Source organism: Pseudomonas sp. Hz4 (assembly GCF_054898165.1).
In genome coordinates this window covers 5,487,646-5,514,538 of record NZ_CM142719.1, presented here as the reverse complement: position 1 = coordinate 5,514,538, position 26,893 = coordinate 5,487,646, and the positions used below count along the sequence as shown (strand labels likewise).

At 54.8% G+C, this 26,893-nt stretch carries 34 protein-coding genes; all 34 read left to right on the top strand.

The window, feature by feature from the left end; translation table 11 throughout:
* The first annotated feature begins 159 nt into the window (after window positions 1-159).
* Window positions 160-4,233 carry a DNA-directed RNA polymerase subunit beta gene (rpoB, locus tag ACYZTR_RS25455; protein ID WP_461974807.1) on the top strand — a complete coding sequence of 1,358 codons (4,074 nt, stop codon included), beginning with the start codon at window positions 160-162 and terminating at the stop codon, window positions 4,231-4,233.
* A 64-nt stretch (window positions 4,234-4,297) separates the two neighbouring features.
* Window positions 4,298-8,497 carry a DNA-directed RNA polymerase subunit beta' gene (gene rpoC, locus ACYZTR_RS25450; protein WP_282379310.1) on the top strand — a complete coding sequence of 1,400 codons (4,200 nt, stop codon included), beginning with the start codon at window positions 4,298-4,300 and terminating at the stop codon, window positions 8,495-8,497.
* Window positions 8,498-8,713: 216 nt separating this feature from the next.
* On the top strand, window positions 8,714-9,085 hold the full coding sequence (rpsL, locus tag ACYZTR_RS25445) for a 30S ribosomal protein S12 (RefSeq protein WP_002555494.1): 372 nt from the start codon (window positions 8,714-8,716) through the stop codon (window positions 9,083-9,085).
* 118 nt (window positions 9,086-9,203) lie between these two features.
* Entirely contained in the window at window positions 9,204-9,674 is a 471-nt protein-coding gene (gene rpsG, locus ACYZTR_RS25440) for a 30S ribosomal protein S7 (protein WP_010490886.1), read from the top strand.
* 30 nt (window positions 9,675-9,704) lie between these two features.
* Window positions 9,705-11,810, top strand: a complete 2,106-nt coding sequence (gene fusA / locus ACYZTR_RS25435; protein WP_461974805.1) for an elongation factor G — start codon at window positions 9,705-9,707, stop codon at window positions 11,808-11,810.
* A 31-nt stretch (window positions 11,811-11,841) separates the two neighbouring features.
* Entirely contained in the window at window positions 11,842-13,035 is a 1,194-nt protein-coding gene (tuf, locus tag ACYZTR_RS25430; protein ID WP_282379303.1) for an elongation factor Tu, read from the top strand.
* A 139-nt stretch (window positions 13,036-13,174) separates the two neighbouring features.
* Window positions 13,175-13,486: a 30S ribosomal protein S10 gene (rpsJ, locus tag ACYZTR_RS25425; protein ID WP_003186070.1), complete on the top strand. Its 312-nt coding sequence runs from the start codon at window positions 13,175-13,177 to the stop codon at window positions 13,484-13,486.
* 80 nt (window positions 13,487-13,566) lie between these two features.
* A complete protein-coding gene (gene rplC / locus ACYZTR_RS25420) occupies window positions 13,567-14,202 on the top strand; it encodes a 50S ribosomal protein L3 (protein ID WP_003186059.1) in 636 nt (211 codons plus the stop codon).
* Window positions 14,203-14,214: 12 nt separating this feature from the next.
* Window positions 14,215-14,817 carry a 50S ribosomal protein L4 gene (gene rplD / locus ACYZTR_RS25415; protein WP_007896707.1) on the top strand — a complete coding sequence of 201 codons (603 nt, stop codon included), beginning with the start codon at window positions 14,215-14,217 and terminating at the stop codon, window positions 14,815-14,817.
* Window positions 14,814-15,113: a 50S ribosomal protein L23 gene (rplW, locus tag ACYZTR_RS25410; protein WP_002555488.1), complete on the top strand. Its 300-nt coding sequence runs from the start codon at window positions 14,814-14,816 to the stop codon at window positions 15,111-15,113. The genes rplD and rplW overlap by 4 nt, the downstream gene beginning before the upstream one ends.
* A 14-nt stretch (window positions 15,114-15,127) precedes the next feature.
* Window positions 15,128-15,952, top strand: a complete 825-nt coding sequence (gene rplB / locus ACYZTR_RS25405; RefSeq protein ID WP_003176423.1) for a 50S ribosomal protein L2 — start codon at window positions 15,128-15,130, stop codon at window positions 15,950-15,952.
* A 16-nt stretch (window positions 15,953-15,968) separates the two neighbouring features.
* On the top strand, window positions 15,969-16,244 hold the full coding sequence (gene rpsS / locus ACYZTR_RS25400) for a 30S ribosomal protein S19 (protein WP_002555486.1): 276 nt from the start codon (window positions 15,969-15,971) through the stop codon (window positions 16,242-16,244).
* A 13-nt stretch (window positions 16,245-16,257) separates the two neighbouring features.
* On the top strand, window positions 16,258-16,590 hold the full coding sequence (gene rplV / locus ACYZTR_RS25395) for a 50S ribosomal protein L22 (RefSeq protein ID WP_003210077.1): 333 nt from the start codon (window positions 16,258-16,260) through the stop codon (window positions 16,588-16,590).
* A 13-nt stretch (window positions 16,591-16,603) separates the two neighbouring features.
* The gene (gene rpsC / locus ACYZTR_RS25390) at window positions 16,604-17,290 is read left to right on the top strand and encodes a 30S ribosomal protein S3 (RefSeq protein WP_003176422.1); all 687 of its coding nucleotides are present in this window, start codon (window positions 16,604-16,606) and stop codon (window positions 17,288-17,290) included.
* 12 nt (window positions 17,291-17,302) lie between these two features.
* Window positions 17,303-17,716: a 50S ribosomal protein L16 gene (gene rplP / locus ACYZTR_RS25385; protein WP_461966594.1), complete on the top strand. Its 414-nt coding sequence runs from the start codon at window positions 17,303-17,305 to the stop codon at window positions 17,714-17,716.
* Window positions 17,716-17,907 carry a 50S ribosomal protein L29 gene (rpmC, locus tag ACYZTR_RS25380; protein ID WP_002555481.1) on the top strand — a complete coding sequence of 64 codons (192 nt, stop codon included), beginning with the start codon at window positions 17,716-17,718 and terminating at the stop codon, window positions 17,905-17,907. The genes rplP and rpmC overlap by 1 nt, the downstream gene beginning before the upstream one ends.
* Window positions 17,908-17,909: 2 nt before the next feature.
* Window positions 17,910-18,176: a 30S ribosomal protein S17 gene (rpsQ, locus tag ACYZTR_RS25375; RefSeq protein WP_283181873.1), complete on the top strand. Its 267-nt coding sequence runs from the start codon at window positions 17,910-17,912 to the stop codon at window positions 18,174-18,176.
* Between the two features lie 23 nt (window positions 18,177-18,199).
* Complete coding sequence (rplN, locus tag ACYZTR_RS25370; RefSeq protein WP_002555479.1) at window positions 18,200-18,568, top strand: 50S ribosomal protein L14; 369 nt, start codon at window positions 18,200-18,202, stop codon at window positions 18,566-18,568.
* An 11-nt stretch (window positions 18,569-18,579) separates the two neighbouring features.
* Window positions 18,580-18,894: a 50S ribosomal protein L24 gene (gene rplX / locus ACYZTR_RS25365; RefSeq protein ID WP_033059465.1), complete on the top strand. Its 315-nt coding sequence runs from the start codon at window positions 18,580-18,582 to the stop codon at window positions 18,892-18,894.
* A gap of 20 nt (window positions 18,895-18,914) precedes the next feature.
* Entirely contained in the window at window positions 18,915-19,454 is a 540-nt protein-coding gene (gene rplE / locus ACYZTR_RS25360; protein ID WP_003176415.1) for a 50S ribosomal protein L5, read from the top strand.
* A gap of 13 nt (window positions 19,455-19,467) precedes the next feature.
* A complete protein-coding gene (gene rpsN, locus ACYZTR_RS25355; protein WP_003176414.1) occupies window positions 19,468-19,773 on the top strand; it encodes a 30S ribosomal protein S14 in 306 nt (101 codons plus the stop codon).
* 209 nt (window positions 19,774-19,982) lie between these two features.
* On the top strand, window positions 19,983-20,375 hold the full coding sequence (rpsH, locus tag ACYZTR_RS25350; RefSeq protein ID WP_003186040.1) for a 30S ribosomal protein S8: 393 nt from the start codon (window positions 19,983-19,985) through the stop codon (window positions 20,373-20,375).
* Between the two features lie 12 nt (window positions 20,376-20,387).
* Window positions 20,388-20,921 (top strand): 50S ribosomal protein L6, encoded by a 534-nt coding sequence (rplF, locus tag ACYZTR_RS25345; protein ID WP_003176412.1) that lies wholly within the window; start codon window positions 20,388-20,390, stop codon window positions 20,919-20,921.
* A 10-nt stretch (window positions 20,922-20,931) separates the two neighbouring features.
* A complete protein-coding gene (gene rplR, locus ACYZTR_RS25340; protein WP_003186037.1) occupies window positions 20,932-21,282 on the top strand; it encodes a 50S ribosomal protein L18 in 351 nt (116 codons plus the stop codon).
* A 3-nt stretch (window positions 21,283-21,285) separates the two neighbouring features.
* Entirely contained in the window at window positions 21,286-21,786 is a 501-nt protein-coding gene (gene rpsE / locus ACYZTR_RS25335; RefSeq protein WP_003186035.1) for a 30S ribosomal protein S5, read from the top strand.
* A 2-nt stretch (window positions 21,787-21,788) separates the two neighbouring features.
* Window positions 21,789-21,965 carry a 50S ribosomal protein L30 gene (gene rpmD / locus ACYZTR_RS25330; protein WP_003186033.1) on the top strand — a complete coding sequence of 59 codons (177 nt, stop codon included), beginning with the start codon at window positions 21,789-21,791 and terminating at the stop codon, window positions 21,963-21,965.
* Between the two features lie 3 nt (window positions 21,966-21,968).
* On the top strand, window positions 21,969-22,406 hold the full coding sequence (gene rplO / locus ACYZTR_RS25325) for a 50S ribosomal protein L15 (RefSeq protein ID WP_007896782.1): 438 nt from the start codon (window positions 21,969-21,971) through the stop codon (window positions 22,404-22,406).
* A complete protein-coding gene (gene secY, locus ACYZTR_RS25320; protein WP_008073883.1) occupies window positions 22,407-23,735 on the top strand; it encodes a preprotein translocase subunit SecY in 1,329 nt (442 codons plus the stop codon). It abuts the gene before it with no gap.
* Window positions 23,736-23,762: 27 nt separating this feature from the next.
* Complete coding sequence (gene rpmJ, locus ACYZTR_RS25315) at window positions 23,763-23,879, top strand: 50S ribosomal protein L36 (protein ID WP_002555468.1); 117 nt, start codon at window positions 23,763-23,765, stop codon at window positions 23,877-23,879.
* A 130-nt stretch (window positions 23,880-24,009) separates the two neighbouring features.
* Window positions 24,010-24,366, top strand: coding sequence for a 30S ribosomal protein S13 (gene rpsM, locus ACYZTR_RS25310; protein ID WP_003186020.1), 357 nt, complete (start codon window positions 24,010-24,012; stop codon window positions 24,364-24,366).
* 30 nt (window positions 24,367-24,396) lie between these two features.
* Complete coding sequence (rpsK, locus tag ACYZTR_RS25305; RefSeq protein ID WP_002555466.1) at window positions 24,397-24,786, top strand: 30S ribosomal protein S11; 390 nt, start codon at window positions 24,397-24,399, stop codon at window positions 24,784-24,786.
* Between the two features lie 18 nt (window positions 24,787-24,804).
* On the top strand, window positions 24,805-25,425 hold the full coding sequence (gene rpsD / locus ACYZTR_RS25300; protein WP_003210056.1) for a 30S ribosomal protein S4: 621 nt from the start codon (window positions 24,805-24,807) through the stop codon (window positions 25,423-25,425).
* A 22-nt stretch (window positions 25,426-25,447) separates the two neighbouring features.
* The gene (locus tag ACYZTR_RS25295; RefSeq protein WP_003186012.1) at window positions 25,448-26,449 is read left to right on the top strand and encodes a DNA-directed RNA polymerase subunit alpha; all 1,002 of its coding nucleotides are present in this window, start codon (window positions 25,448-25,450) and stop codon (window positions 26,447-26,449) included.
* Window positions 26,450-26,491: 42 nt separating this feature from the next.
* Window positions 26,492-26,878, top strand: a complete 387-nt coding sequence (gene rplQ, locus ACYZTR_RS25290; RefSeq protein ID WP_131062043.1) for a 50S ribosomal protein L17 — start codon at window positions 26,492-26,494, stop codon at window positions 26,876-26,878.
* The last annotated feature ends 15 nt before the right edge of the window (window positions 26,879-26,893 follow it).

Genomic DNA, 26,893 nt, shown 5'->3' with positions numbered 1-26,893 from the left:
GCCACCGGCCTTTTTCCGTTATTGGCAGCCGACTGGGTCGGTGCTGGTAACGAGCTGTAACCACCGATGCGGTGGCGCAAACCATGGGGTTTGCACGATTTTCTGGCTGCTCCCGTCGGGAGGGGCCAAACAAGCAGGTGACCAAGCTGGGGAACGCTGATGGCTTACTCATATACTGAGAAAAAACGTATCCGCAAGGACTTTAGCAAGTTGCCGGACGTCATGGATGTGCCTTACCTCCTGGCCATCCAGCTGGATTCGTATCGTGAATTCTTGCAAGCGGGAGCGACTAAAGATCAGTTCCGCGACGTGGGCCTGCATGCGGCCTTCAAATCTGTTTTCCCGATCATCAGCTACTCCGGCAATGCTGCGCTGGAGTACGTCGGTTATCGCCTGGGCGAACCGGCATTTGATGTCAAAGAATGCGTATTGCGCGGTGTAACTTACGCCGTCCCTTTGCGGGTAAAAGTGCGCCTGATCATTTTCGACAAAGAATCGTCGAACAAAGCGATCAAGGACATCAAAGAGCAAGAAGTCTACATGGGTGAAATCCCCCTGATGACTGAGAACGGTACCTTCGTAATCAACGGTACCGAGCGTGTAATCGTTTCCCAGTTGCACCGTTCCCCGGGCGTGTTCTTCGACCACGACCGTGGCAAGACGCACAGCTCCGGCAAACTGCTGTACTCCGCGCGCATCATTCCTTATCGCGGTTCGTGGCTGGACTTCGAGTTCGACCCGAAAGACTGCGTATTCGTGCGTATCGACCGTCGTCGTAAGCTGCCTGCATCGGTACTGCTGCGCGCGCTCGGCTATACCACTGAAGAAGTGCTCGACGCTTTCTACACCACCAACGTCTTCCATGTGCAGGGTGAAAACCTCAATCTGGAACTGGTGCCTCAGCGCCTGCGTGGTGAAATCGCTGCCATCGATATCCTGGATGACAAAGGCAAGGTTATTGTCGAGCAGGGTCGTCGTATCACTGCTCGCCATATCAACCAACTGGAAAAAGCCGGGATCAAAGAGCTGCAAGTGCCTCTGGACTACGTCCTGGGTCGCACTACCGCCAAGGTCATCGTGCATCCGGCAACCGGCGAAATCCTGGCAGAGTGCAACACCGAGCTGAACACCGAGATCCTGGCCAAAATCGCCAAATCCCAGATTGTTCGCATCGAAACTCTGTACACCAACGATATCGACTGCGGTCCGTTCGTCTCCGACACTCTGAAGATCGATTCCACCAGCAACCAATTGGAAGCGCTGGTCGAGATCTATCGCATGATGCGTCCGGGCGAGCCGCCAACCAAAGACGCTGCCGAGACTCTGTTCAACAACCTGTTCTTCAGCCCTGAGCGCTATGATCTGTCTGCGGTCGGCCGGATGAAGTTCAACCGTCGTATCGGTCGTACCGAGATCGAAGGTTCGGGCGTGTTGTGCAAAGAAGACATCGTCGCGGTCTTGAAGACTCTGGTCGACATCCGTAACGGTAAAGGCATCGTCGATGACATCGACCACCTGGGTAACCGTCGTGTTCGCTGCGTAGGCGAAATGGCCGAGAACCAGTTCCGCGTTGGCCTGGTACGTGTTGAGCGTGCGGTCAAAGAGCGTCTGTCGATGGCTGAAAGCGAAGGCTTGATGCCGCAAGACTTGATCAACGCCAAGCCAGTGGCTGCGGCAGTGAAAGAGTTCTTCGGTTCCAGCCAGCTTTCCCAGTTCATGGACCAGAACAACCCGCTGTCTGAGATCACCCACAAGCGTCGTGTATCTGCACTCGGCCCTGGCGGTTTGACTCGTGAGCGTGCCGGCTTTGAAGTTCGTGACGTACACCCGACTCACTACGGTCGTGTATGCCCGATTGAAACGCCGGAAGGTCCGAACATTGGCCTGATCAACTCCTTGGCCGCCTATGCGCGCACCAACCAGTACGGCTTCCTCGAAAGCCCGTACCGTGTGGTGAAAGATGCTCTGGTCACCGACGAGATCGTGTTCCTGTCCGCCATCGAAGAAGCTGATCACGTGATCGCTCAGGCTTCGGCCACGATGAACGACAAGAAAATGCTGATCGACGAGCTGGTAGCTGTTCGTCACTTGAACGAGTTCACCGTCAAGGCGCCGGAAGACGTCACCTTGATGGACGTTTCTCCGAAGCAGGTAGTTTCGGTTGCAGCGTCGTTGATCCCGTTCCTGGAGCACGATGACGCCAACCGTGCGTTGATGGGTTCGAACATGCAGCGTCAAGCTGTACCAACCCTGCGCGCTGACAAGCCGCTGGTCGGTACCGGCATGGAGCGTAACGTAGCTCGTGACTCCGGCGTTTGCGTCGTGGCTCGTCGTGGCGGCGTGATCGACTCCGTTGATGCCAGCCGTATCGTGGTTCGTGTTGCTGATGACGAAGTTGAAACCGGCGAAGCTGGTGTCGACATCTACAACCTGACCAAATACACCCGCTCCAACCAGAACACCTGCATCAACCAGCGTCCGCTGGTGCGTAAAGGTGATCGGGTTCAGCGCAGCGACATCATGGCTGACGGCCCGTCCACCGACATGGGTGAACTGGCACTGGGTCAGAACATGCGCATCGCGTTCATGGCCTGGAACGGTTACAACTTCGAAGACTCCATCTGCCTGTCGGAACGAGTTGTTCAAGAAGATCGCTTTACCACGATCCACATTCAGGAACTGACCTGTGTGGCACGTGACACCAAGCTTGGGCCAGAGGAAATCACTGCAGACATCCCGAACGTGGGTGAAGCTGCGCTGAACAAGCTGGACGAAGCCGGTATCGTTTATGTAGGTGCCGAAGTTGGCGCAGGCGACATTCTGGTCGGTAAAGTCACTCCGAAAGGCGAGACCCAGCTGACTCCGGAAGAGAAGCTGTTGCGTGCCATCTTCGGTGAAAAAGCCAGCGACGTTAAAGACACCTCCCTGCGCGTGCCTACCGGCACCAAGGGCACTGTCATCGACGTACAGGTCTTCACCCGTGACGGCGTCGAGCGTGATGCTCGTGCTCTGTCCATCGAGAAGACTCAACTCGACGAGATCCGCAAGGATCTGAACGAAGAGTTCCGTATCGTTGAAGGCGCCACTTTCGAACGTCTGCGTTCCGCTCTGGTCGGCCGCAAAGCCGAAGGTGGCGCCGGTCTGAAGAAAGGTCAGGAAATCACCGACGAAGTTCTCGACGGTCTTGAGCATGGTCAGTGGTTCAAACTGCGCATGGCTGAAGATGCTCTGAATGAGCAGCTCGAGAAGGCTCAGGCCTACATCGTTGATCGCCGCCGTCTGCTGGACGACAAGTTCGAAGACAAGAAGCGCAAACTGCAGCAGGGCGATGACCTGGCTCCAGGCGTGCTGAAAATCGTCAAGGTTTACCTGGCAATCCGTCGCCGCATCCAGCCGGGCGACAAGATGGCAGGTCGTCACGGTAACAAAGGTGTGGTCTCTGTGATCATGCCGGTTGAAGACATGCCGCACGATGCCAATGGCACCCCGGTCGACGTCGTCCTCAACCCGTTGGGCGTACCTTCGCGTATGAACGTTGGTCAGATCCTTGAAACCCACCTGGGCCTCGCGGCTAAAGGCTTGGGCGAGAAGATCAACCGGATGATCGAAGAGCAGCGCAAAGTCGCTGAGCTTCGTAAATTCCTCGACGAGATCTACAACCAGATCGGCGGTCGTAACGAAGATCTGGATAGCTTCTCCGACCAGGAAATTCTGGATCTGGCGAAGAACCTGCGTGGCGGCGTGCCAATGGCCACTCCAGTGTTCGACGGCGCCAAGGAAAGCGAAATCAAGGCCATGCTGAAACTGGCAGATCTGCCAGAAAGCGGCCAGATGCAGCTGACTGACGGCCGTACCGGCAACAAGTTCGAGCGCCCGGTTACTGTTGGCTACATGTACATGCTGAAGCTGAACCACTTGGTAGACGACAAGATGCACGCTCGTTCTACCGGTTCGTACAGCCTGGTTACCCAGCAGCCGCTGGGTGGTAAGGCACAGTTCGGTGGTCAGCGTTTCGGGGAGATGGAGGTCTGGGCACTGGAAGCATACGGTGCTGCTTACACTCTGCAAGAAATGCTCACAGTGAAGTCGGACGATGTGAACGGCCGGACCAAGATGTACAAAAACATCGTGGACGGCGATCACCGTATGGAGCCGGGCATGCCCGAGTCCTTCAACGTATTGATCAAGGAAATTCGTTCCCTCGGCATCGATATCGATCTGGAAACCGAATAACACGTGACGCGAATCGAGAGCGGGGCAGGATTGCCCGCTCTCTGCTCCGCCAGGAGGAAAGGCCTTGAAAGACCTACTGAATTTGCTGAAAAACCAGGGTCAAGTCGAAGAGTTCGACGCCATCCGTATTGGGTTGGCATCGCCTGAGATGATCCGTTCGTGGTCCTTCGGTGAAGTTAAAAAGCCGGAAACCATCAACTACCGTACGTTCAAACCTGAGCGTGACGGCCTGTTCTGCGCCAAGATCTTTGGCCCGGTAAAGGATTACGAGTGCCTGTGCGGTAAGTACAAGCGCTTGAAGCACCGTGGTGTGATCTGCGAGAAGTGCGGCGTTGAAGTTGCGCTGGCTAAAGTTCGTCGTGAGCGCATGGCGCACATCGAACTGGCCTCGCCAGTTGCCCACATCTGGTTCCTGAAATCGCTGCCGTCGCGTATCGGTTTGCTGATGGACATGACCCTGCGTGATATCGAACGCGTTCTCTACTTCGAGAGCTATGTCGTTATCGATCCAGGCATGACCACCCTTGAAAAAGGTCAACTGCTCAACGACGAGCAGTACTTCGAAGCGCTGGAAGAGTTCGGCGACGATTTCGATGCCCGCATGGGTGCCGAAGCTGTCCGCGAACTGCTGCACGCTATCGATCTGGAACACGAGATTGGCCGTCTGCGCGAAGAAATTCCGCAAACCAACTCCGAAACCAAAATCAAGAAGTTGTCCAAGCGTCTGAAGTTGATGGAAGCCTTCCAGGGTTCCGGCAACCTTCCAGAGTGGATGGTGCTGACCGTTCTGCCGGTTCTGCCGCCAGATCTGCGTCCATTGGTCCCGCTGGATGGCGGTCGCTTCGCGACTTCCGACCTCAACGATCTGTATCGTCGAGTGATCAACCGTAACAACCGCTTGAAGCGCCTGCTTGATCTGTCCGCTCCGGACATCATCGTGCGCAACGAAAAGCGTATGTTGCAGGAAGCCGTCGACGCACTGCTCGACAACGGTCGTCGTGGCCGCGCTATCACCGGTTCCAACAAGCGTCCTCTGAAATCCCTGGCTGACATGATCAAGGGTAAACAAGGTCGTTTCCGTCAGAACTTGCTCGGTAAGCGTGTTGACTACTCCGGCCGTTCGGTAATTACCGTAGGTCCGACCCTGCGTCTGCACCAGTGCGGTCTGCCGAAGAAAATGGCTCTCGAGCTGTTCAAGCCGTTCATTTTCGGCAAGCTGGAAATGCGTGGTCTCGCTACCACCATCAAAGCTGCCAAGAAGATGGTCGAGCGCGAGCTGCCGGAAGTTTGGGACGTTCTCGCTGAAGTCATTCGCGAACACCCGGTTCTCCTCAACCGTGCACCGACCCTTCACCGTCTGGGTATCCAGGCGTTTGAACCAGTACTGATCGAAGGTAAGGCTATCCAGCTGCACCCTCTGGTCTGTGCTGCGTACAACGCCGACTTCGACGGCGACCAAATGGCCGTGCACGTGCCGCTGACACTGGAAGCCCAGTTGGAAGCGCGTGCGTTGATGATGTCGACCAACAACATTCTGTCGCCAGCCAACGGTGAGCCAATCATCGTTCCGTCGCAGGACGTTGTATTGGGTCTGTACTACATGACTCGTGAAGCGATCAACGCCAAGGGCGAAGGTCGTGTGTTCGCGGACCTGCAGGAAGTTGACCGTGTGTTCCGTGCCGGCGAAGCCGCACTGCACGCCAAGGTCAAAGTGCGGATCAACGAAACCGTCAACGATCGTGATGGTGGCAGCGTCAAGAACACCCGTATCGTCGACACCACTGTCGGCCGTGCGCTGTTGTTCCAGGTTGTTCCACCTGGCCTGTCGTACGACGTCGTCAACCAGCCGATGAAGAAAAAGGCGATCTCCAAGCTGATCAACCAATGCTACCGCGTGGTTGGTTTGAAAGAGACCGTGATCTTCGCTGACCAGTTGATGTACACCGGTTTTGCCTATTCGACCATTTCCGGCGTTTCCATCGGTGTTAACGACTTCGTTATCCCTGATGAAAAAGCCCGCATCATCAGTGCTGCCACTGATGAAGTGAAAGAGATCGAAAGTCAGTACGCCTCCGGCCTGGTAACCCAGGGCGAGAAGTACAACAAAGTGATCGACCTTTGGTCCAAGGCGAACGACGAAGTTTCCAAGGCGATGATGGCCAACCTCTCGAAAGAGAAAGTCATCGACCGTCATGGCGTCGAAGTCGACCAAGAGTCCTTCAACTCGATGTACATGATGGCCGACTCGGGCGCACGGGGTTCTGCTGCGCAGATCCGTCAGCTCGCCGGTATGCGTGGCCTGATGGCCAAGCCGGACGGTTCCATCATTGAAACGCCGATTACTGCGAACTTCCGTGAAGGTTTGAGCGTACTTCAGTACTTCATCTCCACTCACGGTGCTCGTAAAGGTTTGGCGGATACCGCGTTGAAAACTGCGAACTCCGGTTACCTGACTCGTCGTCTGGTGGACGTGGCGCAGGATCTGGTTGTGACCGAGATCGATTGCGGCACCGAACATGGCCTGGTAATGACTCCGCACATTGAAGGCGGTGACGTTGTTGAGCCGTTGGGTGAGCGCGTATTGGGTCGTGTTATTGCTCGTGACGTGTACAAGCCGGGGACCGAAGAAATCATCGTTCCCGCAGGCACGCTGGTAGACGAGAAGTGGGTTGAGTTCATCGAGCTGAACAGCATCGATGAAGTGATCGTGCGTTCGCCTATCAGCTGTGAAACGCGCTACGGCATTTGCGCCAAGTGCTACGGCCGTGACTTGGCTCGTGGTCACCAGGTGAACATCGGTGAAGCGGTCGGCGTTATCGCTGCCCAGTCCATCGGTGAGCCGGGTACCCAGCTGACCATGCGTACGTTCCACATCGGTGGTGCGGCAAGCCGGACCTCTGCTGCAGACAGCGTTCAGGTGAAGAATGGCGGTACCGTCCGTCTGCATAACCTGAAGCACGTTGAGCGAGTGGATGGTTGCCTGGTTGCTGTGTCCCGTTCCGGTGAGCTGGCAATCGCTGATGACTTCGGTCGTGAGCGTGAGCGTTACAAGCTGCCGTACGGTGCTGTGATTTCGGTTAAGGAAGGTGACAAGGTCGACGCTGGCGCAATCGTGGCCAAGTGGGATCCGCACACTCACCCAATCGTTACCGAAATGAAAGGTACCGTGACCTACGTGGGCATGGAAGAAGGCATCACGATCAAGCGTCAGACTGACGAATTGACCGGTATGACCAACATTGAAGTACTCGACGCCAAAGACCGTCCAGCTGCCGGTAAAGATATCCGTCCTGCTGTGAAGATGGTTGATGACAACGGCAAGGATCTCTTGCTGCCGGGTACCGACGTAATTGCTCAGTACTTCCTGCCTGCCAACGCCCTGGTCGGCGTGGCGGACGGTGCGAAAATCGCGATCGGTGATGTTATCGCTCGTATCCCGCAAGAAACTTCGAAAACTCGCGACATTACCGGTGGTCTGCCGCGTGTTGCCGACTTGTTCGAAGCCCGTCGTCCGAAAGAAGCCTCGATTCTGGCTGAAGTCAGCGGCACCATCGCGTTCGGTAAAGAGACCAAAGGCAAGCGCCGTCTGGTCATTACCCCGAACGACGGTAGCGATCCGTACGAAGAACTGATTCCGAAGTGGCGTCACCTGAACGTCTTCGAAGGCGAACAGGTAAACCGCGGCGAAGTTATCTCCGACGGCCCAAGCGATCCACACGACATCCTGCGTCTGCTGGGTGTGAGTGCGCTGGCCAAGTACATCGTGAACGAGATCCAGGACGTTTATCGTCTGCAGGGCGTGAAAATCAACGACAAGCACATCGAGACCATCCTGCGTCAGATGCTGCGTAAAGTTGAAATCGCTGAATCCGGCGATTCCACTTTCATCAAGGGCGACCAGATGGAATTGACTCACGTTCTGGTAGAGAACGAGCGTCTGGCGGGCGACGAGAAATTCGTTTCCAAGTTCACTCGCGTGCTGTTGGGTATCACCAAGGCGTCGTTGTCCACCGAATCGTTCATCTCGGCGGCTTCCTTCCAGGAAACCACTCGCGTACTGACCGAGGCGGCGGTAACCGGCAAGCGCGATTACCTGCGCGGCCTGAAAGAAAACGTAGTCGTGGGTCGTCTGATCCCGGCCGGTACCGGTCTGGCTTATCACAGCGAGCGCAAGCGTCGCCGTGAAGCGGACAAACCGTTGCGCGTAAGCGCCAGTGAAGTGGAAGCTGCACTGACCGAAGCACTGAACTCGAGCGGTAACTGAGTTCTGCAGTAAATAAGCGTGGGGCCCCGGCCTCTCCGCTAATCGAATCGAGACAATTTGTCGAGATTGGATAAGCGGGGAGGTTGGGGCCTTGCCTTGACTGGGGGCAAGATCCTCTTTAGACTCTTGTACCCCTAAATTTGGCGGGAATTCGTTCCTGCCATTTTGCTTTTCTTGCAAGACAATAGCGTCGCAAGACAACAGTGGAGCTAGTAGATGGCAACTATCAACCAGCTGGTACGTCAGCCGCGTAAGCGTATCGTCGAGAAATCCGACGTGCCTGCGCTGCAGAACTGCCCGCAACGTCGTGGCGTATGCACCCGTGTGTATACCACCACGCCGAAAAAACCTAACTCGGCACTGCGTAAAGTATGCCGTGTGCGTCTGACCAACGGTTTCGAGGTTTCCTCGTACATCGGCGGTGAAGGCCACAACCTGCAAGAGCACAGCGTGGTACTGATCCGCGGCGGTCGTGTAAAAGACTTGCCAGGTGTTCGTTATCACACCGTGCGCGGTTCTTTGGATACTTCCGGCGTTAAAGGTCGTAACCAGGGTCGCTCGAAGTACGGTACCAAGAAGCCTAAGTAGTAGTGGCTTTTTGTAAAAACTGATTTTCTATTTTTCTGAGTCGATAAGAGTAAGGTCGGAGGCGTCCCGAAAGGGGACCGATTCCGAGCGAACCTGAAGACCGTTTGAGGGCTTATCCATGCCAAGAAGACGCGTAGCAGCCAAGCGCGAAGTGCTTGACGATCCAAAATACGGAAGCCAAATCCTGGCCAAGTTCATGAACCACGTTATGGAAAGCGGCAAGAAAGCCGTTGCCGAGCGTATCGTTTATGGCGCGCTGGACAAGGTTAAAGAACGCAAGAACAGCGATCCCCTGGAAATCTTCGAGAAAGCTCTCGACGCCATCGCTCCGCTGGTCGAAGTAAAGTCGCGCCGTGTAGGCGGTGCTACTTACCAGGTTCCGGTCGAAGTTCGTCCGTCCCGTCGTAACGCTCTGGCAATGCGCTGGTTGGTAGACTTCGCCCGTAAGCGCGGCGAGAAGTCTATGGCCCTGCGTTTGGCTGGCGAATTGTTGGACGCTGCTGAAGGTAAAGGTGCTGCAGTTAAGAAGCGTGAAGACGTGCACCGTATGGCTGAAGCTAACAAAGCTTTCTCGCACTACCGCTTCTAATTTTAGCGTCACTAATTTTGCGAGGGCTTTATGGCTCGTACAACACCGATTAATCGCTACCGTAACATTGGTATCGTTGCTCACGTGGATGCTGGTAAAACCACCACCACTGAGCGCGTCCTTTTTTACACTGGCAAAAGTCACAAGATGGGCGAGGTGCATGACGGCGCCGCGACCACAGACTGGATGGTTCAGGAGCAGGAGCGTGGTATTACCATTACTTCTGCTGCTATTACCGCCTTCTGGCAGGGTTCCGAGAAGCAGCACAAAGACCAATACCGCTTCAACGTCATCGACACCCCGGGCCACGTTGACTTCACCATTGAAGTTGAGCGTTCCCTGCGTGTTCTCGACGGCGCGGTCGTTGTGTTTTGTGGTACCTCGGGCGTTGAGCCTCAGTCGGAAACCGTTTGGCGTCAGGCCAACAAGTACGGCGTTCCACGTCTTGTTTACGTAAACAAGATGGACCGTGCTGGTGCGAACTTCCTGCGCGTGATCGAACAGATCAAAAAGCGTCTGGGTCACACCCCGGTGCCAATCCAGTTGGCTATCGGTTCCGAAGACAACTTCCAGGGTCAGATCGATCTGATGTCCATGGAAGCTGTCTACTGGAATGATGCTGACAAAGGCATGGTTCCTCGTCGCGAGCCTATCCCTGCTGAATTGCAGGAATTGGCTGACGAGTGGCGTGACAACATGGTGCAGGCAGCGGCCGAATCCAGCGATGAGCTGATGAACAAGTACCTCGAAGGTGAAGAAATCACCAACGAGGAAATCAAGGCCGCTCTGCGTCAGCGTACTATCGCTGGTGAGATCGTTCTGGCTGTTTGCGGTTCTTCCTTCAAGAACAAGGGTGTTCCCCTGGTTCTCGACGCCGTTATCGATTACCTGCCTGCACCTGTTGATATTCCTGCCATCAAGGGTACTGACCCGGATGACGAGACTATCGAGCTGGAGCGTCATGCAGATGACAGCGAACCGTTCTCCGCTCTGGCATTCAAAATTGCCACCGACCCATTCGTGGGTACCTTGACCTTCGTCCGTGTTTACTCGGGCGTGTTGAACTCCGGCGACGGCGTGATCAACTCGGTCAAAGGCAAGAAAGAGCGCGTGGGTCGTATGGTGCAAATGCACGCAAACGCCCGTGAAGAAATCAAGGAAGTGCGCGCTGGTGACATCGCGGCCTTGATCGGCATGAAGGACGTCACCACTGGCGAAACTTTGTGCAATGGTGACAAGCCAATCATCCTGGTTCGTATGGACTTCCCGGAGCCGGTTATTTCGGTTGCCGTAGAGCCTAAGACCAAGGACGACCAGGAAAAAATGGGTGTCGCTCTGGGCAAACTCGCTCAGGAAGATCCATCTTTCCGCGTCAAGACTGATGAAGAGACTGGTCAAACGATCATCTCCGGCATGGGCGAGTTGCACCTGGACATCCTGGTTGACCGGATGCGCCGTGAGTTCAACGTCGAAGCCAACATCGGTAAGCCTCAGGTTTCCTATCGTGAGCGCATCACGAAGAACTGTGAAATCGAAGGTAAGTTCGTTCGTCAATCCGGCGGTCGTGGCCAGTTTGGTCACTGCTGGATTCGTTTTGCGCCTGCTGACGAAGGTCAGGAAGGGCTGCAATTCGTGAACGAAGTAGTGGGTGGTGTGGTTCCTAAGGAATACATCCCGGCTATCCAGAAGGGTATCGAAGAGCAGATGAAGAACGGCGTTGTCGCCGGCTATCCGCTGATCGGCCTGAAGGCTACCGTGTTTGACGGTTCTTACCACGACGTCGACTCCAACGAGATGGCGTTTAAGGTGGCCGCTTCCATGGCGACCAAGCAACTGGCCCAGAAGGGCGGTGGTGAGTTGCTTGAGCCGATCATGGCGGTAGAGGTTGTTACGCCTGAAGACTATATGGGTGACGTGATGGGCGACCTTAACCGTCGTCGCGGCATGATCCTGGGTATGGAAGACACGGTTTCCGGCAAAGTGATTCGTGCTGAGGTTCCGTTGGGTGAGATGTTCGGTTACGCAACCGACGTTCGCTCCATGTCCCAAGGTCGCGCAAGCTACTCTATGGAATTCAAAAAATACAATACGGCTCCGTCGCATATCGTCGAAACCGTTACCAAAAAACAAGGCTGAATCAGCCCCTTTAGGCTAGGAGTTAATTGTCGTGGCTAAAGAAAAATTTGTACGTGACCTCCCGCACGTTAACGTTGGCACCATCGGTCACGTTGACCACGGTAAAACCACGCTGACTGCTGCTCTGACTCGTGTCTGCTCCGAAGTTTTCGGTTCGGCCGCTGTTGCTTTCGACAAAATCGACAGCGCTCCGGAAGAAAAGGCTCGTGGTATCACCATCAACACTGCGCACGTTGAATACAACTCGTTGATCCGTCACTACGCTCACGTTGACTGCCCAGGTCACGCTGACTATGTGAAGAACATGATCACCGGTGCTGCTCAGATGGACGGCGCTATTCTGGTTTGCTCGGCCGCTGATGGTCCGATGCCACAAACCCGTGAGCACATCCTGTTGTCCCGTCAGGTTGGCGTTCCGTACATCGTTGTCTTCCTGAACAAGGCTGACATGGTTGACGACGCTGAGCTGCTGGAACTGGTAGAGATGGAAGTGCGCGATCTGTTGAGCACTTACGACTTCCCTGGCGACGACACTCCGATCATCATCGGTTCCGCTCTGATGGCTCTGAACGGCCAAGACGACAACGAAATGGGCACCACTGCCGTTCGTAAACTGGTTGAGACTCTGGACAGCTACATCCCAGATCCAATTCGTGTTATCGACAAGCCGTTCCTGATGCCAATCGAAGACGTATTCTCGATCTCCGGTCGCGGTACTGTTGTAACTGGCCGTATCGAGCGCGGTATCGTCAAGGTTCAGGATTCGCTGGAAATCGTTGGTCTGCGTGACACTGTTGTCACCACCTGCACCGGTGTTGAGATGTTCCGTAAGCTGCTCGACGAAGGTCGTGCTGGCGAGAACTGCGGCGTGCTGCTGCGCGGCACCAAGCGTGACGACGTTGAGCGTGGCCAGGTTCTGGTCAAGCCAGGTTCGGTCAAGCCGCACACGACCTTCGAAGCTGAAGTGTATGTGTTGAGCAAAGAAGAAGGCGGTCGCCACACTCCGTTCTTCAAAGGCTACCGTCCACAGTTCTACTTCCGGACCACTGACGTGACCGGTAACTGCGAACTGCCGGAAGGCGTTGAAATGGTAATGCCGGGCGACAACATCAAAATGGTTGTCACCCTGATCAAAACCATCGCAATGGAAGATGGTCTGCGTTTCGCTATTCGTGAAGGCGGTCGTACCGTCGGCGCTGGCGTCGTAGCCAAAATCATCGCCTAAGCGTTGATTGATGAAAAAGCCCCCGCTTGCGGGGGCTTTTTTATTGGGTTGACACTCGGTTGGCCCGTCTATAGAATTGCGCCTCCTTTTAACGGGCGTATTGCGCTCGGTGGGAATAGCAGCCGGAGTCTGAAATCCAATGCAAAATCAGCAAATCCGTATCAGGTTGAAGGCTTTTGACCATCGCCTGATCGACCAATCCACCCAGGAAATCGTGGAAACCGCGAAACGTACTGGTGCTCAAGTGCGTGGTCCAATTCCACTGCCTACCCGTAAAGAGCGGTTCACCGTTCTGGTCTCCCCGCACGTCAACAAAGACGCGCGTGACCAGTACGAGATCCGTACTCATAAGCGCGTTCTGGACATCGTCCAGCCAACGGATAAAACCGTTGATGCGCTTATGAAGCTTGATCTTGCGGCCGGTGTGGAAGTGCAGATCAGCCTCGGCTAAGACTCGGTCTTAGTCGTGTAACGCTCTGAAATGGGCGGCCATAGCGGGTGAAAGCCCCGTACACTCATGAGGTTTACAACATGACTATTGGTGTAGTCGGTCGTAAATGCGGTATGACCCGTATTTTCACCGAAGAAGGTGTCTCCATTCCGGTCACGGTCATTGAGATCGAGCCGAATCGCGTCACCCAGTTTAAAACTGAAGAGACCGATGGCTATCGTGCAGTGCAAGTCACTGTAGGCGAGCGTCGTGCTTCGCGTGTTACAGCTGCTCAAGCTGGCCACTTCGCTAAGGCGAACGTTGCCGCTGGTCGTACCGTAATGGAATTCCGCCTTGAAGAAGGCGAGTACCAGGCCGGCGATCTGATCAACGCTGAAATCTTCGCCGCTGGTCAACTGGTTGATGTAACCGGTCAGTCCAAAGGTAAAGGCTTCCAGGGTACGATCAAGCGTTGGAACTTCCGCGGGCAAGATAATACCCACGGTAACTCCGTGTCCCACCGCGTTCCAGGCTCTATCGGCCAGTGCCAGACTCCTGGTCGTGTATTCAAGGGCAAAAAAATGTCCGGTCATATGGGCGCTGAGCGCGTGACCGTGCAGTCCCTCGAAGTAGTGCGCGTGGACGCTGAACGCAATCTGTTGTTGGTCAAGGGTGCTGTTCCTGGCGCTACTGGCGGCAACTTGGTTGTACGTCCAGCAGCCAAGGCTCGCGGTTAAGGGGAAGCTGACATGCAATTAAATGTAAATGACGCTCAAGCGATCGAAGTTTCCGAACTGACATTTGGCGGCGAATTCAACGAGACGCTGGTTCACCAAGCAGTCGTGGCCTACATGGCCGGCGGCCGTCAAGGTAGCAAGCAGCAAAAGACCCGTTCCGACGTTCGTGGTGGCGGTAAGCGCCCATGGCGTCAGAAAGGTACTGGCCGTGCTCGTGCCGGTACTATCCGTAGCCCAATCTGGCGTGGCGGCGGTACCACTTTCGCAGCTCGTCCTCAGGATCACACCCAGAAGCTGAACAAGAAGATGTATCGCGCAGCAATGCGTTCCATCCTTGCTGAGCTGGTGCGTACTGATCGTCTGGTTGTGGTTCAGGACTTCGCTGTTGATGCACCGAAGACCAAAGATCTGCTGAACAAACTGACCGGCATGGGCCTGACTGACGTCTTGATCGTGTCTGAAGTGGTTGATCAGAACCTGTACCTGGCTGCTCGCAACCTGCCACACGTTGATGTACGTGACGTGCAAGGTTCCGATCCAGTTAGTCTGATCGCATACGACAAGGTGTTGATCACCGTGTCGGCCGTGAAGAAATTCGAGGAGCTGCTGGGATGAACCAGGAACGCGTATTTAAAGTTCTGCTTGGCCCGCACGTTTCCGAGAAGGCTACGGTTCTGGCTGACAAAAAAGGCCAGTTCGTTTTCAAGGTTGCAACTGACGCAACCAAGCTGGAAATCAAGAAGGCCGTCGAAAGCCTGTTCAGCGTGAAAGTAGAGCGTGTTACTACCCTGAATGTTCTGGGTAAGAGCAAGCGCACTGCTCGCGGTCTGGGCAAGCGTAATGACTGGAAGAAGGCAGTTATCTCCCTTCAGCCAGGCCAAGATCTCGATTTCAGCAGCAGTGCTGAGTAAGGAAGGGGTGCATCATGGCAATCGTTAAATGCAAACCGACTTCCCCTGGCCGCCGTTTTGTGGTCAAGGTGGTCAACCAGGAGCTGCATAAAGGCGCTCCTCACGCACCGCTGCTCGAGAAAAAATCGAAGACTGGTGGTCGTAACAACAATGGTCGTATTACCACTCGTCACATCGGTGGTGGCCATAAGCAGCATTATCGTCTGGTCGATTTCCGTCGCAATGACAAAGATGGCATCTCTGCCACTGTCGAGCGTATTGAATACGATCCAAACCGTACTGCTCACATCGCTCTGCTGCTGTACGCAGATGGCGAGCGTCGCTACATCATCGCCCCTAAAGGCGTGAGTGCTGGCGACCAGCTGATCGCAGGTGCTCTGGCACCGATCAAGCCGGGCAACGCTCTGCAACTGCGTAACATTCCAGTTGGTAGCACCGTACACGGCATCGAATTGAAGCCAGGTAAAGGCGCGCAAATCGCTCGTTCCGCTGGTGCTTCGGCTCAGCTGATCGCTCGTGAAGGTGTCTACGTGACCCTGCGTCTGCGTTCTGGTGAGATGCGTAAAGTGCTGGCTGAATGCCGCGCGACCCTGGGTGAAGTCTCGAACTCCGAGCACAGCCTGCGTTCGCTGGGTAAAGCTGGTGCCAAACGCTGGCGTGGCGTTCGCCCAACCGTTCGTGGTGTTGCCATGAACCCGGTTGACCACCCACATGGTGGTGGTGAAGGTCGTACCTCTGGTGGTCGTCATCCGGTATCGCCATGGGGCTTCCCGACTAAGGGCGCGAAGACTCGTGGTAATAAGCGTACCGACAAAATGATCGTCCGTCGTCGCAAGTAAATAGAGGGATACGACAGTGCCACGTTCTCTGAAAAAAGGTCCTTTTATTGATCTTCACCTACTGAAGAAGATCGAAGTGGCGGCGGAAAAGAACGATCGCAAACCAGTTAAAACCTGGTCGCGCCGTTCCATGATCCTGCCACAAATGGTCGGTTTGACCATTGCAGTGCATAACGGTCGTCAACATGTTCCAGTTCTCGTGAACGAAGACATGGTCGGCCACAAACTAGGCGAGTTTGCCGGTACCCGCACATATCGTGGGCACGTGGCAGACAAGAAAGCCAAGCGTTAAGGGGTAAGGAACGATGGAAGTAGCCGCTAAGTTGTCGGGCGCTCGAATCTCCGCCCAGAAAGCCCGCTTGGTCGCCGACCAGATCCGCGGGAAGAAGGTGGGCGAAGCGCTCAACCTGTTGGCTTTCAGCAGTAAGAAAGCCGCCGAGATCATCAAGAAAGTGCTGGAGTCGGCCGTAGCCAACGCCGAGCATAACGAAGGCGCAGACGTTGATGACCTTAAAGTCAGCACCGTTTTCGTCAACGAAGGGCGTTCGCTGAAGCGAATCATGCCACGTGCCAAAGGCCGTGCTGATCGCATCGTCAAGCGGTCTTGCCATATCACTGTCAAGGTTGCTGACAAGTAACGGAGTCGAAGAGATGGGTCAGAAAGTACATCCCATTGGCATTCGCCTGGGAATCGTCAAGGAGCACACCTCCGTCTGGTACGCAGACGGTCGGACTTATGCGGACTATTTGTTCGCTGATCTGAAGGTGCGCGAGTATCTCCAAGACAAACTAAAAAGCGCGTCCGTAAGCCGTATCGATATCCATCGTCCGGCTCAGACTGCACGTATCACCATCCACACCGCTCGTCCAGGTATCGTTATCGGGAAGAAAGGTGAAGATGTTGAGAAACTGCGTCAGGACCTGACCAAGCAAATGGGTGTGCCTGTGCACATCAATATCGAAGAGATCCGTAAGCCGGAACTCGACGGTATGCTGGTTGCGCAGAGCGTAGCTCAGCAGCTGGAGCGTCGCGTAATGTTCCGTCGCGCTATGAAGCGCGCTGTTCAGAACGCCATGCGCATTGGTGCCAAAGGCATCAAAATCCAAGTGAGCGGTCGTCTCGGCGGTGCTGAAATCGCACGTACTGAATGGTATCGCGAAGGGCGTGTGCCACTGCACACCCTGCGTGCCGACATCGACTATGCCAACTACGAAGCTCACACCACTTATGGTGTGATCGGTGTAAAGGTTTGGATCTTCAAAGGCGAAGTAATTGGTGGTCGCCAAGAAGAACTGAAACCACAAGCACCAGCGCCTCGTAAAAAAGCTGCTAAGTAAGGGGTACGCCAAATGTTGCAACCAAAGCGTACGAAGTTCCGCAAGCAGATGACTGGCCACAACCGTGGCTTGGCTCAGCGCGGTAGCAAAGTCAGCTTCGGCGAATATGCGCTGAAGTCTGTAGCTCGTGGTCGTCTCACCGCTCGTCAGATCGAGTCAGCGCGTCGTGCACTGACCCGTCACGTTAAACGTGGCGGCAAGATCTGGATCCGTGTATTCCCGGACAAGCCTGTAACCAAAAAGCCACTCGAAGTTCGGATGGGTAAAGGTAAGGGTAACGTCGAATACTGGGTTGCCCAGATTCAGCCAGGCAAAGTCCTGTATGAAATCGAGGGTGTTACTGAAGAGCTGGCGCGTGAGGCTTTTGCCCTGGCTGCTGCAAAGCTGCCGCTCGCCACCGCCTTTGTTAAACGGACGGTGATGTGATGAAAGCGAATGAACTTCGTGAAAAATCCGCACAGCAGCTGAACGAGCAACTGCTCGGCCTGCTGCGCGACCAGTTCAATCTGCGTATGCAGAAAGCAACTGGCCAGTTGGGGCAGTCTCATCTGCTCTCGCAAGTTAAACGTGACATCGCTCGCGTGAAGACTGTGCTTAACCAGCAGGCAGGTAAGTAATCATGGCTGAAGCCGAAAAAACTGTCCGTACGCTGACTGGCCGTGTTGTCAGCGACAAGATGGACAAAACCATCACCGTTCTGATCGAGCGTCGCGTAAAGCACCCGATCTACGGTAAATACGTTAAGCGTTCGACTAAGCTGCACGCGCACGACGAAACCAATCAGTGCCACATCGGCGACAAAGTCACTATTCGTGAAATTCGTCCTTTGGCCAAGACCAAGTCTTGGGCGCTGGTTGATGTTCTCGAACGCGCTGTGGAAGTCTAAGGACTAGGGGTCGGAGAAATTATATGATTCAGACTCAATCCATGCTCGATGTGGCCGATAACAGCGGCGCTCGCCGTGTTATGTGCATCAAGGTGCTGGGTGGCTCCCATCGTCGTTACGCTGGTATCGGTGACATCATCAAAGTTACCGTGAAGGAAGCAATTCCTCGCGGTAAAGTGAAAAAAGGCCAAGTGATGACTGCTGTTGTAGTCCGCACTCGCCACGGCGTTCGCCGTGCTGATGGCTCCATTATCCGCTTTGATGGCAACGCTGCTGTTCTTCTGAACAACAAGCAAGAGCCGATCGGCACCCGTATCTTTGGGCCAGTGACCCGTGAACTTCGTACTGAGAAGTTCATGAAGATCGTCTCGCTCGCCCCAGAAGTGCTGTAAGGAGATCCGACATGCAAAAGATTCGTCGTGACGACGAGATCATCGTGATCGCCGGCAAAGACAAAGGTAAGCGCGGTAAGGTGCTTAAGGTTCTCGCTGATGACCGTCTGGTCGTTGGTGGTCTGAACCTGGTTAAGCGTCATACCAAGCCAAACCCTGCGTCGGGCGTACAAGGCGGTATCGTCGAGAAAGAAGCGCCACTGCACGCTTCCAACGTTGCCATTTTCAACGGCGAAACCAACAAGGCTGATCGCGTTGGTTTCAAAGTAGAAGACGGCAAGAAAATTCGTGTCTTCAAGTCGACCCAAAAAGCGGTTGATGCTTGAACACTGCTAGGTAGAAGACCATGGCACGACTAAAAGAGATTTACTGGAAGGAAATCGCACCGAAACTTAAGGAAGAACTTAAGCTTTCGAATGTGATGGAAGTTCCACGCGTTACCAAAATCACCCTGAACATGGGTCTGGGCGAAGCGGTCGGCGACAAAAAAGTCATCGAACACGCTGTTGCTGACCTGGAAAAGATCACCGGCCAGAAAGTCGTTGTGACCTACGCTCGGAAATCCATCGCTGGCTTTAAAGTCCGTGAAGGTTGGCCGATCGGCGTCAAAGTGACTCTGCGCCGTGAGCGTATGTACGAATTCCTGGATCGTCTGCTGTCGATCTCCCTGCCTCGGGTCCGCGACTTCCGCGGCCTGAATGCCAAGTCCTTCGATGGTCGTGGTAACTACAGCATGGGCGTTAAAGAGCAGATCATCTTCCCGGAAATCGACTACGACAAGATCGATGCTCTCCGCGGTCTGGACATTACCCTGACCACCACTGCCAAGAACGATGATGAAGGTCGCGCGCTGCTGCGTGCTTTCAAATTCCCGTTCCGCAACTGATTGGAGTAGGAAAATGGCCAAGATGAGCATGAAAAACCGCGAGCTGAAGCGTCAGCTCACGGTTGCCAAGTACGCCAAAAAGCGTGCAGCACTGAAAGCTATCATCGTTGATCTGAACGCAAGTCCAGAAGCGCGGTGGGAAGCTACAGTAGCTCTGCAGAAGCAGCCACGTGATGCAAGCGCTTCGCGCATGCGTAACCGCTGCCGCCTGACCGGTCGTCCACACGGCGTTTACCGCAAGTTCGGCCTCGGCCGTAACAAACTGCGTGAAGCTGCAATGCGTGGTGACGTACCTGGTCTGGTTAAAGCCAGCTGGTAAGCACTATCAAAGTCTCGGTGGTCCGAATCGCAAGATCCTGACCGCCGGTGACCTTGAACTTGAATCAAGCCCCTATTGGGGCTTGATTCATTTGTGGGGTGTGTCTAGAATACCCGGCTCGCCTGAGCCCGTGCTTTTTTCGCACGGATGCACTCGGCGACAAGTAGTAGCCGCAAGGCTAATTTTTTTGTATTAGGAGCGTCTAGCCCATGAGTATGCAGGACCCGTTAGCGGACATGCTAACTCGAATCCGTAATGCCCAGATGGCTGAAAAGTCCGTCGTAAGCATGCCATCTTCTACGTTGAAGGTAGCTGTTGCCAAAGTCCTGAAGGACGAAGGTTACATTGCGGGTTATCAGATCAGCAGCGAAATCAAACCACTGCTGTCCATCGAGCTGAAGTACTTCGAAGGCCGTCCGGTCATCGAGGAAGTGAAGCGCGTTAGCCGTCCAGGCCTGCGTCAGTACAAGTCCGTCGATGATCTGCCAAAAGTTCGTGGCGGTCTCGGTGTGTCTATCGTCTCCACCAACAAAGGTGTGATGACGGATCGTGCTGCGCGCGCTGCCGGTGTCGGCGGCGAAGTTCTTTGCACTGTGTTCTAAGGGGGGATAAGCATGTCACGCGTCGCTAAGAACCCCGTTAAGCTGCCAGCCGGTGTCGAAGTAAAATTCGCAGGCCAACAGCTTTCGGTGAAGGGTGCCAAGGGCACTCTCGAACTGAACATCCATTCGTCCGTTGAGATTGTTGAAGAAGCTGGTGAGCTGCGTTTCGCTGCTCGCAATGGCGATCAACAAACTCGCGCAATGGCTGGTACCACTCGTGCGTTGGTAAACAACATGGTCCAAGGCGTAAGCCAAGGCTTCGAGCGCAAGCTCCAGCTGGTCGGTGTTGGTTACAAAGCGCAAGCAAAAGGCACAGTGCTGAACCTGGCTCTTGGCTTCTCGCACCCAGTGGATTATGAACTGCCGGAAGGCATCACCGCTGAGACTCCTAGCCAGACCGATATCCTCATCAAGGGCATCGATAAGCAGCTGGTAGGTCAAGTGGCCGCCGAGATCCGCGACTTCCGTCCACCAGAGCCGTACAAAGGCAAAGGTGTGCGCTACGCGGACGAAGTCGTCCGTCGTAAAGAAGCCAAGAAGAAGTAGGGCATAGCAAATGACCGACAAAAAAGTTACTCGACTGCGTCGCGCTCGCAAAGCACGCCTGAAAATGCACGAACTCGAAGTCGTGCGTCTCTGCGTGTTCCGCTCGTCGCAGCACATCTACGCCCAGGTCATTTCGGCCGACGGCAACAAAGTCCTGGCAAGTGCCTCGACTTTGGATAAAGAACTGCGTGATGGCGCCACTGGCAACATCGACGCGGCCACTAAGGTTGGCCAGCTGGTCGCTACGCGTGCAAAAGCCGCTGGCGTCTCGCAGGTGGCTTTCGACCGCTCTGGCTTCAAGTACCACGGTCGCGTTAAGGCGCTGGCTGATGCTGCTCGTGAAGCTGGGCTGGAGTTCTAAGTTATGTCAAATAACGACCAAAAGCGCGACGAAGGCTACATCGAGAAGCTGGTTCAAGTTAACCGCGTAGCCAAAACCGTTAAAGGCGGCCGTATCTTCACTTTCACCGCGTTGACCGTGGTTGGTGATGGTAAAGGGCGCGTTGGCTTCGGCCGTGGCAAGTCGCGTGAAGTGCCTGCTGCGATCCAGAAGGCAATGGAAGCTGCTCGCCGCAACATGATCCAAGTTGACCTGAACGGCACCACTCTGCAGTACGCAATGAAGTCCGCCCATGGCGCTTCGAAGGTGTACATGCAGCCTGCTTCTGAAGGTACCGGTATCATCGCTGGCGGCGCTATGCGTGCTGTCCTCGAAGTTGCTGGTGTTCAGAACGTTCTGGCCAAGTGCTACGGCTCGACTAACCCGGTAAACGTGGTTCACGCCACTTTCAAAGGTTTGAAAGCTATGCAGTCTCCTGAATCTATTGCCGCCAAGCGTGGCAAAAGCGTCAAGGAGATCTTCTGATCATGGCTACCGTTAAAGTTACGCTGATCAAAAGCATGACCGGCCGCATCCCTAACCACAAACTGTGTGTTAAGGGTCTGGGTCTGCGTCGCATCGGTCACACTGTAGAAGTACTTGATACTCCCGAGAATCGCGGGATGATCAACAAGGCTTACTACATGCTGCGTGTCGAGGGTTAATCGATGAAACTCAATGATCTGAGTCCAGCGCCGGGTTCCCGTCGCGAAAAGCATCGTCCGGGCCGTGGTATCGGTAGTGGTTTGGGCAAGACCGGTGGCCGTGGCCACAAAGGTCAGTCCTCCCGCTCCGGTGGCACCATTGCTCCAGGCTTTGAAGGCGGTCAACAGCCGCTGCATCGTCGCCTGCCAAAGTTCGGTTTCGTTTCCTTGAAGGCCATGGACCGCGCAGAAGTGCGTCTGTCCGAGCTGGCTAAAGTGGAAGGCGACATCGTCACCGTGCAGTCCCTTAAAGATGCCAACGTGATCAACGTCAACGTACAGCGTGTGAAAATCATGCTGTCCGGCGAAGTTACTCGCGCTGTTACCATCGGAAAGGGAATCGGCGCCACCAAAGGTGCGCGTGCGGCTATCGAAGCAGCTGGCGGCAAGTTCGAGGAATAAATGGCTAAGCAAGGTGCTCTCTCTGCGCTCGGCAAAGGCGGTATGTCTGAACTCTGGGCTCGTCTGCGTTTTCTGTTCCTGGCGATTATCGTCTACCGAATAGGCGCACACATCCCGGTTCCAGGTATCAACCCGGACCGACTCGCGGACCTGTTTCGACAGAATGAGGGGACCATTCTTAGCTTGTTCAACATGTTTTCCGGCGGCGCGCTGGAGCGGATGAGTATCTTTGCACTGGGGATCATGCCGTACATTTCGGCATCGATCATCATGCAGCTGATGACCGCCGTGAGCCCGCAGCTGGAGCAGTTGAAGAAGGAAGGTGAAGCTGGGCGTCGCAAGATTGCCCAGTACACCCGCTACGGCACTGTCGTTCTCGCTCTCGTTCAGGCAATTGGCATGTCCATTGGTCTGGCAGGGCAAGGCGTTTCGTTCACTGGTGACTTTGGCTTCCATTTCGTCGCGGTATCCACTTTTGTGGCTGGTGCGATGTTCATGATGTGGCTGGGTGAGCAGATTACTGAACGTGGTGTTGGCAACGGTATCTCGATGTTGATTTTCGCAGGTATCGTCGCCGGTCTTCCGAGGGCGATTGGGCAGTCTTTCGAGTCTGCGCGTCAGGGTGATATCAATATTTTCGCCTTGGTTGCCATCGGTTTGTTGGCAGTAGCGATTATCGGTTTCGTGGTGTTCATTGAGCGTGGTCAGCGTCGTATTGCTGTTCATTACGCCAAGCGCCAGCAGGGCCGCAAGGTCTTCGCTGCGCAGACCAGCCACTTGCCGTTGAAAGTGAACATGGCTGGTGTTATTCCAGCCATTTTCGCGAGCAGCATTTTGCTGTTCCCGGCTTCGTTGGGGACCTGGTTTGGTCAGTCTGAAGGTATGGGCTGGCTGCAGGACATCTCGCAGTCGATCGCTCCTGGTCAGCCGTTGAATATTCTGCTGTTTAGTGCAGGGATTATTTTCTTCTGCTTCTTCTATACGGCGTTGATGTTCAATCCGAAAGACGTAGCGGAAAACCTGAAGAAGTCCGGTGCCTTTATTCCGGGTATCCGTCCAGGTGAGCAGTCTGCGCGCTATATTGATGGCGTGCTGACTCGTTTGACCTTGTTCGGTGCTCTATATATGACGGCCGTGTGCCTGTTGCCCCAGTTCCTGGTGGTTGCAGCAAACGTTCCGTTCTACCTTGGCGGGACCTCGTTGCTGATCGTCGTCGTGGTTGTGATGGACTTCATGTCCCAAGTACAATCGCACCTCGTTTCGCACCAGTACGAATCCCTGATGAAGAAAGCCAACCTGAAGGGTTACGGCAGCGGCATGTTGCGCTGAGTACCCATAAGGTTCGAGGAGTTGGTGATGAAAGTTCGTGCATCGGTGAAAAAGCTGTGCCGTAACTGCAAAATTATTCGCCGCGAAGGTGTTGTTCGAGTAATTTGCAGCGCGGAACCGCGTCACAAACAGCGCCAAGGCTGAGTGTGATTGTGCTTCAAGCCCGGCAGCTAGTGCGCTGCCGGGTTGATTATTTGTTATTACAGCGATATTATCTCGCGCCCTATTTCTTGGCTTCCGGGGCGTAGGTAGCTGTCAATTGGAGTCCCACTGAATGGCCCGTATTGCAGGCGTTAACATTCCAGATAACAAGCATACTGTTATCTCGCTGACCTACATCTATGGTGTTGGTCGCACTACTGCGCAGAAGATTTGTGCAGTGACTGGGGTAAACCCAGCCGCAAAGATCAAAGATCTGAGCGACGAGCAGATTGAACAGCTGCGTGGCGAAGTGGCGAAGTTCACCACTGAAGGTGACCTGCGTCGCGAAATCAACATGAAAATCAAGCGTTTGATGGACCTCGGTTGCTATCGCGGTCTGCGTCATCGTCGTGGTCTTCCAGTGCGCGGTCAGCGTACCAAGACTAACGCGCGTACCCGTAAAGGTCCGCGTAAGCCGATCCGCAAGTAATCGCCCCAGCGAATCGACAGGAAATTAATCATGGCTAAACCTGCTGCTCGTCCTCGTAAAAAAGTTAAAAAGACAGTGGTTGATGGCATTGCCCACATCCATGCTTCTTTTAACAACACAATCGTGACCATCACCGACCGTCAAGGCAACGCTCTTTCCTGGGCTACCTCCGGTGGTTCGGGTTTCCGCGGTTCCCGCAAGTCCACGCCGTTTGCTGCTCAAGTAGCTGCTGAACGTGCTGGTCAAGCTGCGCTGGAATACGGTCTGAAAAACCTCGACGTCAACGTCAAAGGTCCAGGCCCAGGTCGTGAATCTGCAGTCCGCGCTTTGAACGGCTGTGGCTACAAGATCGCCAGCATCACCGACGTGACGCCAATCCCGCACAACGGGTGCCGTCCGCCGAAGAAGCGCCGCGTGTAATCCAGGAGATTGTAAAGAATGGCTCGTTACATTGGTCCAAAATGCAAACTCGCTCGTCGCGAAGGCACCGATCTCTTTCTGAAGAGCGGCGTGCGCGCGATCGAATCGAAGTGCAACATTGAAGCAGCACCTGGTATCCACGGCCAACGCCGCGGTCGCCAGTCCGATTACGGCACCCAACTGCGTGAAAAGCAGAAGGTCCGTCGTATCTACGGCGTTCTCGAGCGTCAATTCAGCGGCTACTACAAAGAAGCAGCTGGCAAGAAAGGTGCAACCGGTGAAAACCTGCTGCAACTGCTCGAATGCCGTCTGGACAACGTTGTATACCGTATGGGTTTTGGCTCTACTCGTGCCGAATCCCGTCAGCTGGTATCGCACAAATCCGTAAGCGTTAACGGTCAGACCGTAAACGTGCCGTCGTACCAGGTTCGTGCTGGTGACGTGGTCGCGATTCGCGAGAAAGCAAAGAACCAACTTCGCATTGTCCAAGCTCTCGATCTGTGTGCCCAACGTGGCCGCGTAGAATGGGTAGAAGTAGACACTGAGAAGAAGTCGGGCGTTTTCAAGAACGTTCCAGCTCGCAGTGATCTGTCCGCCGACATCAACGAAAGCCTGATTGTCGAGCTCTACTCCAAGTAAGGGCTAGAAAATAGGTGCATCCATGCAGATTTCGGTAAATGAGTTCCTGACACCCCGCCATATTGATGTGCAGGTTGTCAGTCCAACCCGCGCCAAGATCACTCTCGAGCCTCTCGAGCGTGGTTTCGGCCACACCCTGGGCAACGCGCTGCGCCGCATCCTGTTGTCCTCAATGCCCGGCTGTGCAGTAGTCGAGGCCGAGATTGACGGTGTACTCCATGAGTACAGCGCCATCGAAGGCGTACAGGAAGACGTAATTGAAATCCTGTTGAACCTTAAAGGTCTGGCTATCAAGCTGCACGGTCGTGACGAAGTTACGCTGACCTTGTCGAAGAAGGGTTCGGGGGTGGTTACCGCTGCCGATATTCAGCTGGATCATGATGTCGAGATCGTTAACCCCGATCACGTAATCGCTAACCTGGCGTCTAACGGCGCCCTGAACATGAAGCTCACCGTAGCTCGTGGTCGTGGTTATGAACCGGCAGACTCGCGTCAGAGCGATGAAGACGAAAGCCGCAGCATCGGTCGCTTGCAGCTTGACTCTTCGTTCAGCCCGGTTCGCCGTATCGCATACGTGGTGGAAAACGCCCGTGTCGAGCAGCGTACTAACCTGGACAAGCTGGTTATTGATCTGGAAACCAACGGTACCCTGGATCCTGAAGAGGCTATTCGCCGTGCTGCAACCATTCTGCAACAGCAGTTGGCTGCGTTCGTCGACCTCAAAGGTGACAGTGAGCCAGTGGTTGTCGAGCAGGAAGACGAGATCGATCCGATCCTGCTTCGCCCGGTTGACGATCTGGAACTGACTGTACGTTCGGCTAACTGCCTTAAGGCGGAAAACATCTACTACATCGGTGACCTGATTCAGCGTACCGAAGTAGAGCTGTTGAAGACTCCGAACCTTGGCAAGAAATCCTTGACTGAAATCAAGGACGTTCTGGCCTCCCGCGGTCTGTCCCTCGGCATGCGCCTCGACAACTGGCCGCCTGCAAGTCTTAAGAAGGACGACAAGGCGACTGCCTGATCGTCGTAATCACCGAACGTTGTGTTTGGTAAGGAATGAACCATGCGTCATCGTAAAAGTGGTCGTCACCTGAGCCGCACTAGCTCGCACCGCAAGGCCATGTTTCAAAACATGGCAGTGTCGCTGTTCGAGCACGAGCTGATCAAAACTACACTGCCGAAAGCTAAAGAACTGCGTCGCGTTGCTGAGCCGCTGATCACTTTGGCCAAGACAGACAGCCTGGCTAACCGCCGTCTGGTTTTCGACCGTACTCGTTCGAAAGCTATCGTTGGTAAGCTCTTCAACGACCTGGGCAAGCGTTACGCTACCCGTGAGGGTGGCTACCTGCGCATCCTCAAGTGCGGTTTCCGCACTGGCGACAACGCGCCTATGGCGTACGTCGAGTTGGTTGATCGTCCTGCCGGTGGTGAAGCTGTATCCGCTGAGTAAGACGTCAGATACGAA